Source organism: Hymenobacter lapidiphilus (assembly GCF_013377885.1).
Lineage (GTDB): Bacteria > Bacteroidota > Bacteroidia > Cytophagales > Hymenobacteraceae > Hymenobacter > Hymenobacter lapidiphilus.
This window is the reverse complement of record NZ_JABKAU010000010.1, coordinates 75,167-89,160: the sequence shown is the minus strand read 5'-3', so window position 1 is coordinate 89,160 and position 13,994 is coordinate 75,167. Positions and strand designations below refer to the sequence as shown.

Here is a 13,994-nt window from a genome sequence, read left to right as displayed (position 1 = left end):
AAAAAATTACATTTATCCCGCGCCTTTGAAATCGGCGGGAAACGATGCGGAAAATTTCTGTTTTACTGCTGGGACTCTTGATGAGCGCGGCGGCTGCCCAGGCCCAGGTGGATAGTGTGCGGGCCTCTACTCTACCGCCCGACCAGCAGGCCGAGCGGCTCTACAACAGCGGACTGGCCAAGTTCAAGCAGCAGAGCTACCGGGCCGCCGTGCTCGACTTTGACAAGGCACTGGCCGTGAAGCCCGATTTCGCCCGTGCCTACGCCAACCGCGCCGCGGCCCGCTACGAGCTGAAAGACTACCAGCCCGCCGTGCAGGACTACGATCAAGCCATCAAACTGGAGCCCAATACGTTCGGGGCCTACTTTGGGCGGGCGCGGGCCGAGGAGGCCCTGCAGCAGCCCACCGAGGCCGAACGCGACTACGGCCGGGCCGCCGAATTGCAGGCCGACTATGCTCCGGCCTGGTACTACCGCGGGGCCCTGCGCTTCGAGAAGGCCGATTACGCTGCCGCCAAGGCCGATTTCGACGCCGCCATCAAGGCCGACCCCGCCTACGCCTACGCCTGGCACGACCGGGCCAGCGCCCAGCGCCAGCTTGGCAACCTGCCCGCTGCCATTCAGGATTACGGCCAGGCCCTCACGCTGCAGCCCGAGCTGCTGCCGGCCCTGCTTAACCGGGCCGGCACCCGCCGCCGCGCCGCCGACCTGAAAGGGGCACTACAGGACTACGACGCCTATTTGGGCAAAAAGCAGGACAACGCCCTAGCCTACACCAACCGCGGCGCCACCCGCTACGAGCTCAAGGATTATAAAGGGGCCGTAGAGGATTTCGGGCGGGCCGTGGCATTGGATGCCGGCTACGCCTTCGCCTGGAACAACCGCGCCGCCGCCTACCTCAAGCTCGAAGACTACAAAAAGGCAGAAGATGATGCCAGCAAGGCTATCAGCCTGAACAAGGAGTACGCCGAAGCCTACCTCAACCGGGGCCACGCCCGCGAAATGCTCCGCCAGCCCGACGCCGCCTGCCAGGACTGGCGCCGCGCCGCCGAGTTGGGCCTGGAAGTAGGCAACACGCACGCCGCCAACTCGGGCTGCCCATAACCGCACGCAGCACGGCCGGCCAGCAGCAGTTTGCAAGGCTGCCTAAGCCACCCGCCCGGATTCCAACTACCCAATACTCAGTACTCACTACTGACTTATGTACAAGTATTTGATTGCCTGCTTATTGCTCGCAGCCTGCGTCACAGCTTCGGCCCAGAGTGTGGAGTTCAGCAAGGACCGATTCGGCAACGACAAGGACGGCCTGAAAGCGGCCCAGAAGGACCTGAAGGCCGGCGATGCGTTCTACGAGTCGGACCCGCCACGCTACGAGCAGGCGCTGGTATTCTACCTGAAAGCCCAGCAGTTCAACCCCAACAACGACCAGCTCAACCTGAAAATCGGCGACTGTTACCTGCATTCGGGCTTTAAGCCCCGGGCGCTGGAGTATCTGCAGCGCGCCTCCCAGCTCAACCCCGATGTGAGCCCGCGCATCCATTATTTGCTGGGCCGGGGCCTACACCTCAACGCGAAGTGGAACGAGGCCATTGCCGAGTACAAACGGGCCGTTCCGGCCACTGGGGCCAAAAACACGGCCGGGCTGGTGCTCGATATTCAGAAGAAGATAAAAGAGTGTGAAAACGGCCGCCGGCTGGCCGCCAAGCCGACCCGCGTGTTCATCGACAACGCCGGGCCGGGCGTAAACTCGCCCTACCCCGACTACGGCCCCGTTATCACGGCCGACGAGTCGGTTATCCTGTTCACCTCGCGCCGCGAAGGATCGACGGGCGGCAAAACCGACCCCGAGCTGGGCGGCTATTTCGAAGACATTTACCAGAGCAGCCGCGAAGGGAAAGATGGCTGGAGCGCGGCCCGCAACCTGGGCGAGAACATCAATACCGACGGCCACGACGCCACCGTGGGCCTCGCCCCCGATGGCCAGCGCCTGCTGGTGTACCTGGAAGATAATGGCGGCGACCTGCACCAGGCCGAGTTGCGCGGCACCGAGTGGAGCCGCCCCCAGAAGCTGGGCTCACGCATCAACTCCAAGTTCCACGAGTCGTCGGCCTCCTACACGCCCGATGGCCGCCACCTGTTTTTTGTGAGTGACAAGGAGGGCGGCCTGGGCTCGCGCGACATTTACCGCATCGAAATGGAAGGCCGCGGGCCGGCCCAGAACCTGGGGTCGGTCATTAATACATCGTACGGCGAGGAGGGCGTGTTTCTGCACCCTGATGGCAAAACGATGTACTTTAGCTCGGAGGGCCACGACGCTATGGGCGGCTACGACATCTTTAAATCGGTGCTGGAGAACGGCAAGTGGAGCAAGCCCGAGAACCTGGGCTGGCCCATCAACACGCCCGACGATGACGTATTTTTCGTGATTTCCGCCTCGGGCCGGCACGGCTACTACTCGTCGGTGCGCGAAGACGGACTAGGCGGCAAAGACATCTACCAAATCACCTTTCTGGGCCCCGAAAAGCCGCCTGTTCTCAGCCAAGAAGACCAGCTGCTGGCCTCCAGAGTGCAGCCGGTGAAAGAAACGCTGCTGGCCCCGCCGGTGGCCATTGTGGCGGCCCAGGTCACCATCCTCAAGGGCGTGGTAACCGAGGAAGCCAGCCGCCAGCCCCTGGAAGCCACGATTGACGTGATTGACAACTCGCTTAACCAGGTTATTGCCTCGTTCCAGTCGAACGCCAAATCGGGGCGCTACCTCGTGTCGCTGCCTTCGGGCGTGAACTACGGCATTGTGGTGCGCAAGGAAGGCTACCTGTTCCACTCCGAAAACTTTGACCTGCCGGCCGGCGCGGCCTATTCGGAAGTGGTAAAGGACATTGCCCTCAAAAAGCTCGATGTGGGCGTGAAAGTGGTGCTCAACAACATCTTCTTCGACTTCGATAAGGCCACGTTGCGCAAGGAAAGCACCGGCGAGCTGGAGCGTCTGCAGAAGCTGTTGACCGAAACGCCCGCCCTGCGCCTCGAAATATCAGGCCACACCGATAACGTGGGCAACGCCGCCTACAACAAGGACCTCTCACAGCGCCGCGCCAAAGCTGTAGTCGACTACCTGGTGGGCAAGGGCATCGACAAAGGCCGCCTGACCTTCGCGGGCTACGGCGACACCCAGCCAGTAGCCCCCAACACCACCAAAGCCAACCGCCAGCTCAACCGCCGCACCGAGTTCAAGGTAACCGGCAAGTAAGTTTGAGTCCATCACGAAGCCGCGGGGTGAGCACCAGGGTTGCCCGGTGCTTACCCCGCGGCTTCGTGATGGACCGGACGCCCTGGCAGACCGGCTTCACCGAGAAAAGACTACGGCTGAACGCAGAAGCCAGCGGCGGTTCGCAACTGCATGTATCTTGCCGGCCTGATGCGTTGCCTGCTCCTTATCCTCTGCTTATTCACCCAGTTTGCCACCGCCCAGCCGCTGCCGGCCCGGCAGGCGCTTAGGCAGTTCGGGCCGGCCGAGGGACTCCCCCAGCCGTTCATCTACGCCCTGGTGCAGGACCGCGCCGGCTACCTCTGGCTGGGCACAGCCGAAGGACTGGTGCGTTTCGATGGCACCACGTTCCGCACCTTTACCACCCGCGAAGGGCTAGCCGAAGACTTTGTAACCCAGCTGGCCCTGCATCCGCGCACCGGCCGGCTGGTGGTGCGGCATTTCCAGGGCGGGCTGTCGATTGAAAACGGCACTGGCTTCCGAACCGCTACGGCCGCCGAAACGGGCCTGCGCGCCACTAAAGGCCTGCTGCCCCCCGATACAGCCCGCCTGCACCAACTGCGCCGCCGCCACCAGCTCGCCTTACCGGCCGACCTGAAAATCAACGACGTATTGCGCGACACGGAGGGCACCTACTGGCTGGCCACCGCCGGCCAGGGCCTGTGGCGGCTCACCGATGCGCACGTTTCGTTGCAGCCGCTGCCCGGCTTGGTTTCGCTGGTGCGCCGCGGACCGGAACTGCTGGCCGCTACCCGCGCCGGCCAGGTGTTGCGGCTCGACGGCACCGGCATGAACCCAAGCCCGGTGCCACCCACCAGTACCACGCCGGTTGCCCCCGATGGAGTTGCCTGGGCTGTGGCTGGTGCCGAGGCAGCCGCCGCGTGGCGGCAGAAGCTCCCGTTGCTGCTCAATTCCGAAGCGGCCCGGCCCGCGCTGGCGCAGCTACCAACCGGGCTGACTGTAATGGCGCTGGCCCAAGATACGGCCGGTGGGCTGTGGGTGGGCACCGTGGGCGACGGGGCTTTTTATCTGCATAACGGCCGGCTCCGCCATTATACCACCGCCAGTGGCCTACTCCACAACGATATTTACGCCATTCTGCCCGACCGGCAGGACCGGGTGTGGTTTGCCACCCACGGCACCGGGCTGACCGTACTCGAAGCCGGCAAATTCCGGGTGTACCGCGTGCTGGCGGGCGGCATCGAGGCGTCGGCCCTGAGCCAGGATGACGCCGGCCGGGTGTGGATTGGCACCGAGGGCGACGGGGTGCTTTGCTTTGAAAACGGCCGCTTCCGGCAGTTCACTGCTCGCAACAGCGGGCTGGTCAGCAACTATTGCTACGGCCTGCTACCCACACCCGCCGGCTTGGTGGTGCAACACGCCGAGGCGCTTAGCCTGGGTCGGGGCGAAGGTTTCAGCCCGCTTACCACACCCGGCAACCCGCTGGTGCGGCAGCTGCTGCCCAACACCGCCGTGCTGCTGGCCGGCCGCGCCCCGGCTGTGCTGCTGGCCGGCAAGGCGGGTTTGCTGCGCGTGGGGCTGCCCACGCTGCCGGCCCCGGCGCGGCCGCTGGTTTCGCTGGTGGCAGTAGAGGTGAACGGAGCCACGCGCCGGCCCTATTCGCTGACCAAGCTGCCAACGGGTCCGCACCACCTTACCTGGTTTTTCCGAACCGCCAGCCTGGCCCCGGCCGGCACCTGGCAATACCAGTACCGGCTGCGCGGCTACCAGCCCGCCTGGAGCCGCACCAGCGGCTTTACCGAGGCCGATTTCCCCCGCCTCGGGTCTGGTAGCTACACGCTGGAAGTGCGCGCCCGGCGCGGCGCCGAAGGAGCCTGGGGGCCGGCTACCACGGCTTCGTTCATCATTGCTACGCCCTTTTGGCAAACCGGCTGGTTCGCGCTACTGAGCGTAACGGCAGTATTTGGCGGCATCTGGGGCTTTCTGAAGGTGCGCACCGCCACGCTGCGCCGCCAGAAGCAGCAACTGGAAGCCACCGTGCGCGAGCGAACCACCGAGCTGCGCCGTCAGAAGAATGCCACCGAACTGGTAAACGCCGACTTGCTGGTGGCCCGCGACGCGGCCGAGGCCTCGCGGCGGGCTAAGGCGCAGTTTCTGGCCAACATGAGCCACGAAATCCGGACGCCCCTCAATGCTGTTATCGGCCTCACGCACCTGCTACGCGGCACCCGCGTCGATGCCGGGCAGCAAGAGTACCTGGAGGCTATCCAGTCGTCGTCGCAGAATTTGCTGGTCATTCTCAACGACATCCTTGACTCGTCGAAGATGGAAGCCGGCAAGCTCACGCTGGAGCAGGTGCCGTTCCGGCTGCCCGCGCTGCTGGAGCGGGTACAGGCCATGTTCCGCTTCGCCCTCGATGCCAAAGGTCTTTATCTGCACACCGAAATCGGCACCCAAATACCCGAGGCCATTACCGGCGACCCGGTGCGGCTGCAGCAGGTGCTGGTGAACCTAGTGGGCAATGCCCTGAAGTTTACGGCCCAGGGCGGCATTACGCTGCTGCTGGAGGCCGGCCCGGCCACCCACGCAGCCAGCGAGCCGGTACTGCGGTTTGGGGTGCGCGACACGGGCATCGGTATTGCGCCCGAGCAGCAGGAAGCCATTTTCGAGGACTTTTCGCAGGCCAACGCCAGCACTACCCGGCAATACGGCGGCACCGGGCTGGGCCTGAGCATCGCCCGCAACCTCGTGCAGCTGCACGGCGGGCGGTTGTGGGTGGAAAGCGAGGAGGGCCGGGGCAGCACATTCTGGGTTGAGATTCCGGCCCGGCCCGCCGACCCGGCTACCATACCACCCGAGGCCACGGCCGTGCTGCCGCCCTTCGAACCCGCCCTACGGGTGCTGGTGGCCGAAGACAATGCCCTTAATCAACTGGTGGCCCGCCGCACCCTCGAAGCCTGGAACGTACAGGTAACCGTGGCCGACAACGGCCGGCTGGCCGTGGAAGCTGCCCGCAAGCAGCCCTTCGATGCCGTGCTGCTCGACGTGCAGATGCCCGAAATGGATGGCTACGAGGCGGCCCGGCAGTTGCGGCTCCTGTTCCCCGACCCCACCCGCCTGCCGCTCATCGGCCTCACGGCCTCGGCCCTGCCCGAAGACCGGGTGCTGGCCCTGGCCGCCGGCATGAATGACACGCTGGCCAAGCCCTTCGACCCGGCCGTACTCTACGCCCGACTTGCCCACTACACCGGCCGCACACCACCCGCTGCCGCCATCGGGCCGGCCCCTGCCCTGCTGACCGCTACCACCGACCCGGCTCCACTTTCTGACCCCTCTGCCACCGAGCAGCCCGACTGGACGCTGCTGGAGGAGTTGGCCGGGGGCAGCCCCGCCTTCGTGGGCCAGCTGGTACGCACCTTTCTGGCGCAGGCCCCGCCGCTGGCCCGGCAGCTGCAGGAGCTGCCGGGCCCGGCGCTGGCCGATGCGGCGCACAAGCTGCGGGGCCAGGTGGCATATTTTGGTATGCCACAGCTCTGCCAACTACTGGAAGAAGTGGAGGCCGCCGCCCGCCAGCAGCCCTCCCACCCCGCCCTGCCCGCTTGGCTGGCTGCCATTGAGCAACGCCTGCAGGCCCTGTATCCGTTGCTGGAACAGCGGCTGGCGGGGGTCTAGTCCGATTTTGCTTTGATGGAATTCTGCAAAGAAAGACTGTAGCTTTGCACATATGGCCGAAACCCCCGCTCCCCTCCGCTGCCTGGTAGTCGACGACGACCCGCTGGCCGTGCAGATTGTTGAAAACTGCGTGGCCAATACCCCGTTTCTGGTGCACGCCGGCAGCTGCAGCAGTGCGCTGGTGGCCGCCGAGATGTTACGCGAGCAGCCCATCGATCTGCTGTTTCTCGATGTGGAGATGCCGCTGATGTCGGGTCTCGACCTGTTGCGTACCCTGCGCAACCCGCCGTTGGTCGTGCTCATCACCAGCAATAAAGGCTACGCCGTGGAGGCTTTCGAGTACGCCGTGCTCGACTACTTGGTGAAGCCCATCAGCTACGCCCGCTTTCTGCAGGCGGCCCAGCAGGCCCGCGAGGCGCTGGCGGCCCATGCCCAGCCGGTTGCGGCCGATGCCGACTTCACCTTTGTAAAGGTGGACAGCAAGCTGGTGAAGGTGCAGTTCGACGAGGTGCAGTTTGTGGAGGCCCTGGGCGACTACGTACACATCATCACCAAAAACAGCAAACTTATCGTGTACAGCACGCTACGGGGCATTGCCGAGAAGTTTCCGGCGGCGCTGTTTGTGCGGGTGCACCGCTCGTTCATCGTTAATATCCGCCAGATCCAGACCATCGAGGATAACGCTATTTTACTGGGCGACAAGCACATTCCTATCGGCCAGACCTACCAGAAAGAGGTTTTCCAGCGCCTGAACCGCTTCTAGCGGCCTCCACTATTCCTTCATTCATACCGTGTCTGCTCCCGTGCTGCTTCGCGTATTCTGCCCCGGAAGGCGGCTGCTTTTGTTGCCGCTGTTGCTGCTTCTGGCCTTACCGGCAGCAGCTCAGCAGGCCGGCGACACCATCAGCGTAGCCTGTCCGCCGCCGCGCGTGCCCAAACTGTGCGTGGAGCTCGACGCCCGCCAGGCCGTTGACCCCGCCGCCGGGCAGCTCACCTTCCGCTGGGATATGGGCGACGGCACCCAGCTTACCGGCCCCACTGTGGCTCACTGCTACGCCGAGCGCCGCCGCTACACCGTGCGCCTCGATGTGGTAGACGAAGCCAGCGGCGAAGTGCGGGAAGCCGAAAAGCTACTCGACGTTGATTTCACGAAGCAAACCGTGGTCAACTTCCGGGCCGCCGACACGGTGCGGGTGGGACAACCAGTGGCTTTTGATGCCGCCGACTCGCAGCTGCCCACTTGCCGAAACATGGTGGTCATCTGGGATTTTCGCGACGGTGCTACCAGCACCGGCCCACAGGTCGAGCACCGCTTCCGCCGGCCCGGCCGCTACGCCGTGCGCATGGCCCTGCGCGCCAATGGCCCCGGTGCCTGCCCCGACAGCCACTGCGTGAGCCGCCAAGTGATAGTGCTGCCCTAACATTGATGCAACGGTATCCGATGGCCGGGGCCCTATAACTGGACTTCGTCGGCCTGTGCGGCTACCAGCGCAATACCTTCGGCCAGTGAGTGGGGCCGATAGCCCAACTCGCGCACCGCTTTGTCCACTACAAAGCCGGTGCGCAGCGGGCGGCGGGCCGGCTGCGAAAACGTAGCGGCATCTACCCGGCTGATAAGGCTGGCATCGAGCTGAAAATACGCGGCCACCTGCAGTGCCAGCTGGTAGGGCGTGCATAGCTCGGCTCCGCTGATGTGAAAGATACCGGTAGCATGGAGGCTGGCCGCCAGCCAGCAGCCCTGGGCCAGGTCTTCGGCCAGCGTGGGGGTGCGCAGCTGGTCGTCCACTACGTTTATCGGCTTGCCCGCCCACAGCGCATCGCGCACCCAAAGCACCAGGTTGGTGCGGCCGTAGTCGTGGGCCGTGCCATACACCAGCACGGTGCGCACAATGGTCCAGAGGCCGCGGCTCTGACGCACGAGCTGCTCGGCGGCCAGCTTGCTTTCTCCATAGAAATTCACCGGCCCCGGCACGGCGTCCTCAGCCAGCGGGCCGGCTTCCCCGCTGAAGATAAAATCGGTGCTCAGGTGAATTAAATGCACCTGATGCTGCTCGCAGGCGGCCACCAGATGCGCCACTGCCGTCACGTTCTGGTTCCAGCAGTCGGCCTGGTGCAGCGCGCACTCGTCCACGTTAGTCAGGGCGGCGGTGTGGATGAGGTGGGTGGGTTTTTCGGCTTCGATTACCTGCGCTACCTGGGCGGCATCGGTTACGTCGAGCGGCACAAACGGCACCTGCGGATACAAGCCAGCCAGCTTGTTGAGGCCACGCGAAGTAGCTACCAGCGCCACGCCCGGCTGCCGGCTCAGCAACGCCACCAGCTTCTGCCCTAATAAGCCGTTGGAGCCGGTAACAAGAATTTTCATTGCGCTCTGAATGACGTTCTGCTCACCTCTCAATACTGATATCCGTACTGCTCGGTAATTTTCTTCTTCTTCAGCTTTTCCACCTTCACTGTCATTTTGATATCGGTGAGGGGGCGGTTGGCGGGGCCAGCGGGCTGCTGGGCAATCTTGTCCACCACCTCCTGACCACTGATAACCTGGCCGAACACGGTGTACTGGCCATTGAGGTGAGGCGTGCCTTGAGGGTTTTGCACGATGTAGAACTGCGAAGCGCTGCTACGACGCTCAGGGTTCATAAAATCGGCGGTGCGGGCGGCGGCTACAGCCCCGCGCACGTGGGTCAGTTCGGGCCGGATTTCGGCCGGCAGCGTCTGCTCGCTCGCCGGCCCCTGGCCATCGTTGCTGGGGTCGGCATCCTTCGAGTTGGGGTCGCCGCCCTGCACCATGAAGTTGAGGATGACGCGGTGGAACGTAGTGCCGTTGTAGAATCCGCTGCGGGCCAGCTTCAGAAAATTGGCTCGGTGCACCGGCGTCAGCTCGGAGAGCACCAGCCGGATGTCGCCCAGCGAGGTACTGATGGTGACGAGTTCGTCTTTTTTGCTTTTGCGGGGCTTTTTGGCCGCCTGCACGGCAGGTACAGCCAGCGTCAGCACCAGACCCAGCAATAGGGCGCGGCGAAAGAGATTCATCATGCGGAGTAAGCGGGCAGAGGATTAAAAGCAGATTATGGCCCTAATTTACGCGTTTTCTTTGCGGGGCATTGCGAAAACCTGGTACTTACCGCTGGGGCTACCGCCCAATGCCTCCGCTTCTGGCTTCACTCCGCAAACCCAACACAGCTACCCGCTCTCACGCAGCCGCAGCTACGCCGGGTTTGCATGGGTTACTGCGTCAACTTGCTTTTCCAGAGAAGGGGAGGAAGGAGGTAGAACAAAGCTGATTGGGCCGTCATACTTCGGTCAGCTCAGTATTACCTGCTGAATATCCGCCTACAGGCGCACCAGCCCATCCCCGGCCTACTTACCACTCCTAATGTCCTCCAGGATTTCGCGACCACCGCGGCCCAGGATACTTTCGGCTATTTTGGTGCCGAGCTGGGCGGCGGCGGCAGCAGGAGCCGTACGGGTTTCTTCAAGAAACTGGGCACCATCGAGGCTGATGAGGCCGGCATGCAGCTGCACCGTGTGGCCATCGGGGCTGAGGGTGGCCAGCGCGAAGCTGGGGATGCTGCAGCCGCCTTCCATTGTGCGCAGGTAAGCGCGCTCGGCCCGCAGGCACACGTGGGTGGCGGGGTGGTCGAGCAGGCGGTGCAGTTCGGCTTTGAGAGCCGGCTCCAGGTTGCGGGCGCACTCCACGGCTACGCTGCCCTGGCCGGTGGCCGGCACGTACTGGGTTTCGGGCAGCACATGCCGGATCAGGCCATCGTACTCCATGCGGTGCACGCCGGCGTAGGCCAGCACCAGACCATGGTAGTGGCCTTCTTCGAGCTTGCGCAGGCGGGTTTGCAGGTTGCCGCGCACGTCGGCGGCGGTGGCGTGGGGCAGAAACCGGCGCAACATGGCCCGGCGGCGGGTGCTGCTGGTGCCCAGCACCAGGTCGGGCCGGTTTAGGTCGAGGTCGGCATCGAAGCTCAACACCACATCGTTCACCTTTTCGCGCTCCATAAAGGCCAGCAGCTCCAGGTCGTCGGGAATGCTGCTCTGCACGTCTTTGGCGCTGTGCACCGCCACATCGATGTGGCCGGTGCGCAGGCCCTCTTCCAGCTCTTCGGTAAACACGCCCTTCGAGCCGATTTTATCCAGCGAGCGGTCCAGCACGATGTCGCCCTTGGTGGTGATAATGACGATTTCCGGCTCCAGGCCGGCGGCTTTCAGCCGGTCGGCCACGTGGTTGGCCTGCCACAAAGCGAGCTTGCTGCCCCGGGTGCCGATGCGAATGGAAGTTTTCAATTGGAAATACGGTCAGAAAGCCGGAAAATTGGGACCGGAAATGCTCCGGCGCATCCGCACTTCCGGCAAAGATAACCCCCTTGTTTGGAGCTGCCAGCCACTAGCCGCCCACAGTTGCTTCCGCCAGGGCCCCAGACGTACCAGGCACCCTCCGGCCCAAGCGGAAATTCCCGTTTAGGTCACCGTACGCTTTCAGCAGCATCACACTTTCCTATAACGGTTTTAGCGGCGGCTATAGTAAATTAGCGTACTGTATTTTCAGTCTTTGCAGGCTTTTTAAAGCATTTTCGTCAGCTACAGCGTTACGCCCGCAGCAACTCGGCTAGGCGCAATGAGACGTCGATGAACACCATACGCGGGTTGGCATTGCGCTCGATGTGATAATGCGCCTCGTTGATTTCCTGTGTCAGCGCGTCGGCGTTGCGGGGCGTTACGAAAGGGCTGAAACTTTTGATGAATCCCTGCTCCTGAGCCGGCAGGTGCGGCACCAGCTGCGGGTCGAGGCCGAAGAGCAGCACCTTGCGCAGCAGCGCCAGCGCGTACTGGAAAAACTCCTTCTGGTTTTCGCGGCCCAGCTTCTGAAATTCGTCACTGCGGGCGAGCATATCGGCCACTTTGTTGCCGTAGCAGGTGCGCATCCAGCCTACAAACAGCTCGTAGTAGTCGTGCGCGGCACTAGCGCCGTCGGCGCTGGCAGCCAGCGCCGCGCCCACGTTGCCGTCGGTGAGTTGGGCCAGCTGCCGGGCTTTGGCTTCGGGCACGTTCTGGGTGGTGCGTAGCCAATCCGTCAGCTCCTGCTCGGCCGGGGCGCGCACCACTACCGGCTGCACCCGGCTGATAATGGTGGGCAGCAGCTGTTCGGGGGCAAAGCTCACCAACAGAAACACCGTGGCGGGCGGTGGCTCTTCCAGCAGCTTGAGCACGGCGTTGGCCGCCGCCGGGTGCATGAGTTCGGGCAACCAAATAACGACCACTTTAAAGCGTGCCTCGAAGGCCTTGAGGCTCACCAGGCGCAGCAGCTGCACGCTTTCATCCTTCGAAATACTGCCCTGCTTGTTTTCGGCCCCAATGTGCTGCATCCAGTCATTAAGACCCTGGTACGGATTCTGGAGTACGAACTCGCGCCACTCGGCCCCGAACTTGCTGCTCGTGGCATCCTTGGCCACCGCCTTGGTGGTGGTCACGGGCACGATGAAATTGAGGTCGGGGTGGATGAGCTTGTCGATTTTCTGGCAGCTCGGGCAGGCCCCGCACGAATCCTCGGCCTCGGATGGCCGGTTTTCGCAGTTCAGAAACGCCGCGTAGGCCAGCGCCAGTGCCAGCGCCGCCGAACCCTCGGGGCCCCGAAACAGCTGGGCATGTGCCACATGGTTGCGCCGCACGCCGCCCAGCAGCAGCTGCTTTACCTGACTCAGCCCCGGAATAGCAGAAAAGCGCATTTTATGGTAATTAGTAGTCGATGAATGACCGTCATTCTACTTGCTTACTCCGTCTTCTCCCACACCCGGTCTTTAGCTGTAGCTTCATACACATGGCGCATGATTTCCTGCTCGGCCTCGTCGTAGGCAAGCTTGCGGCGGGCCATTACGCGCTCGGCCACCTCGCCTGCTTTGGCTAGCCGGAAGGTTTCGAAGCCCGCCGGGCCACCCCAGGCAAAACTCGGAACAAACGCGCGCGGGAACCCGGCCCCGAAGATATTAGCTGCCACGCCCACCACCGTGCCGGTGTTAAACATCGTGTTGATGCCGCACTTGCTATGGTCGCCCATCGTGAGGCCGCAGAACGTCTGGCCCGTGTTCACGAACCGGCCGGCCGCATGGCTCCATATTTTGACGGGCGCGTAGTTGTTCTTGAGGTTGCTGGTGTTGGTATCGGCCCCGATGTTGCACCACTGGCCGATGAGCGAGTTGCCCAGGTAGCCCTCGTGACCCTTATTGGAGTAGCCCATGATGATGCTGTTGGCCACCTCGCCTCCTACCCGGCACTGCGGGCCGATGGTATTGTCGCCGCGCAGCTTGGCACCGGTGTTGATGTGGCTGCCCTCGCAAACAGCCAGCGGACCTTTCAGCGTGGCTCCTTCGTGCACTTCTACATTGCGACCCAGGTAAATCGGTCCGTCTTCGGCGTTGATGATGGAGGCCCGGATTTTCACGCCGGGCTCGATAAAGATATTCTCCAGGCCGTAAACAATGGTGTGCGGGTCGCTTATTAGGGCCGACTCGCGGCCGGCAGTCAGCAGCGCAAAGTCGAGCCGGATTTCGGCCCCGTTATTCAGAAACAGGTGCCACAGCTCGCCGATTACAGTTACCGGCTCGGCTACTTCGTGGGTGTTCCGGAAGCCTTCCTGAATCAGCTCGGCCACCTGGGTGGCGTCGACCAAGTGGGCCGCCACCAGCAACTCACCATCATAAAGGGCGTTGCCGGGCTCCAGTGCCTGCACCTGGCGCACCAGCAGCTCGTCGGGGCACACGGCGCCGTTAATGACCAAGGCCGCACCGCGGGTGTCGCCGGCCGGAAACTTGGCCTGCAGGTAGCTTTCGGTCAGGTAACCGACCTCATCCACGCCGAGGCGATGCTGCCATTTTTCGGCCAGCGTGAGGATGCCGCAGCGCAGCGCCGCTACGGGCCGGGTGAAGGTGAGCGGCAGCAGCCGGGACCGGATGGCCGGGTCATCGAAGAGCAGAACGTGCATGAGAAAACGAGTTACAAGCCGCAAGCTACAAGCTGCCTGCGGACGGAACAAAAGTAGGAAGGAAGGAAAGGGGACAAACAAAAACTCCCGCTGGCAGGGCTGCCAACGGGAGTTT

Annotated in this window: 10 protein-coding genes; 5 read left to right on the top strand and 5 right to left on the bottom strand. The window is 63.4% G+C overall.

The window, feature by feature from the left end; all coding sequences use genetic code 11:
• Positions 1 to 80: 80 nt before the first annotated feature.
• From HW554_RS07440 to HW554_RS07420, 5 genes are all read left to right on the top strand, one after another.
• Positions 81 to 1,103, top strand: coding sequence for a tetratricopeptide repeat protein (locus tag HW554_RS07440; RefSeq protein ID WP_176907951.1), 1,023 nt, complete (start codon positions 81 to 83; stop codon positions 1,101 to 1,103).
• A 97-nt stretch (positions 1,104 to 1,200) separates the two neighbouring features.
• A complete protein-coding gene (locus HW554_RS07435) occupies positions 1,201 to 3,243 on the top strand; it encodes an OmpA family protein (RefSeq protein WP_176907950.1) in 2,043 nt (680 codons plus the stop codon).
• Positions 3,244 to 3,393: 150 nt separating this feature from the next.
• On the top strand, positions 3,394 to 6,894 hold the full coding sequence (locus tag HW554_RS07430; RefSeq protein WP_176907949.1) for a hybrid sensor histidine kinase/response regulator: 3,501 nt from the start codon (positions 3,394 to 3,396) through the stop codon (positions 6,892 to 6,894).
• A 52-nt stretch (positions 6,895 to 6,946) separates the two neighbouring features.
• A complete protein-coding gene (locus HW554_RS07425) occupies positions 6,947 to 7,657 on the top strand; it encodes a LytR/AlgR family response regulator transcription factor (RefSeq protein WP_176907948.1) in 711 nt (236 codons plus the stop codon).
• A 28-nt stretch (positions 7,658 to 7,685) separates the two neighbouring features.
• Positions 7,686 to 8,315, top strand: a complete 630-nt coding sequence (locus HW554_RS07420) for a PKD domain-containing protein (protein WP_176907947.1) — start codon at positions 7,686 to 7,688, stop codon at positions 8,313 to 8,315.
• 32 nt (positions 8,316 to 8,347) lie between these two features.
• On the opposite strand, the gene HW554_RS07415 is transcribed toward HW554_RS07420, so the two are convergent.
• The 5 genes from HW554_RS07415 to HW554_RS07395 form a co-directional block, all read right to left on the bottom strand.
• Positions 8,348 to 9,259 carry an SDR family oxidoreductase gene (locus tag HW554_RS07415; protein WP_176907946.1) on the bottom strand — a complete coding sequence of 304 codons (912 nt, stop codon included), beginning with the start codon at positions 9,257 to 9,259 and terminating at the stop codon, positions 8,348 to 8,350.
• 29 nt (positions 9,260 to 9,288) lie between these two features.
• Positions 9,289 to 9,930 (bottom strand): peptidylprolyl isomerase, encoded by a 642-nt coding sequence (locus HW554_RS07410; RefSeq protein ID WP_176907945.1) that lies wholly within the window; start codon positions 9,928 to 9,930, stop codon positions 9,289 to 9,291.
• Between the two features lie 324 nt (positions 9,931 to 10,254).
• Positions 10,255 to 11,187 carry a hydroxymethylbilane synthase gene (gene hemC / locus HW554_RS07405; protein ID WP_176907944.1) on the bottom strand — a complete coding sequence of 311 codons (933 nt, stop codon included), beginning with the start codon at positions 11,185 to 11,187 and terminating at the stop codon, positions 10,255 to 10,257.
• A gap of 302 nt (positions 11,188 to 11,489) precedes the next feature.
• On the bottom strand, positions 11,490 to 12,626 hold the full coding sequence (locus HW554_RS07400; protein ID WP_176907943.1) for a DNA polymerase III subunit: 1,137 nt from the start codon (positions 12,624 to 12,626) through the stop codon (positions 11,490 to 11,492).
• Positions 12,627 to 12,670: 44 nt separating this feature from the next.
• Positions 12,671 to 13,879 carry a GlmU family protein gene (locus tag HW554_RS07395; RefSeq protein ID WP_176907942.1) on the bottom strand — a complete coding sequence of 403 codons (1,209 nt, stop codon included), beginning with the start codon at positions 13,877 to 13,879 and terminating at the stop codon, positions 12,671 to 12,673.
• Positions 13,880 to 13,994 lie beyond the last annotated feature (115 nt).

What these genes read in the sequence shown, in the direction of transcription:
- HW554_RS07440 (WP_176907951.1), top strand. Translation starts at nt 81, where the DNA reads ATGAGCGCGGCGGCTGCCCAGGCCCAGGTGGATAGTGTGCGGGCCTCT.
- HW554_RS07435 (WP_176907950.1), top strand. Translation starts at nt 1,201, where the DNA reads ATGTACAAGTATTTGATTGCCTGCTTATTGCTCGCAGCCTGCGTCACA.
- HW554_RS07430 (WP_176907949.1), top strand. Translation starts at nt 3,394, where the DNA reads ATGTATCTTGCCGGCCTGATGCGTTGCCTGCTCCTTATCCTCTGCTTA.
- HW554_RS07425 (WP_176907948.1), top strand. Translation starts at nt 6,947, where the DNA reads ATGGCCGAAACCCCCGCTCCCCTCCGCTGCCTGGTAGTCGACGACGAC.
- HW554_RS07415 (WP_176907946.1), bottom strand. Translation starts at nt 9,259, where the DNA reads ATGAAAATTCTTGTTACCGGCTCCAACGGCTTATTAGGGCAGAAGCTG.
- HW554_RS07410 (WP_176907945.1), bottom strand. Translation starts at nt 9,930, where the DNA reads ATGATGAATCTCTTTCGCCGCGCCCTATTGCTGGGTCTGGTGCTGACG.
- HW554_RS07400 (WP_176907943.1), bottom strand. Translation starts at nt 12,626, where the DNA reads ATGCGCTTTTCTGCTATTCCGGGGCTGAGTCAGGTAAAGCAGCTGCTG.
- HW554_RS07395 (WP_176907942.1), bottom strand. Translation starts at nt 13,879, where the DNA reads ATGCACGTTCTGCTCTTCGATGACCCGGCCATCCGGTCCCGGCTGCTG.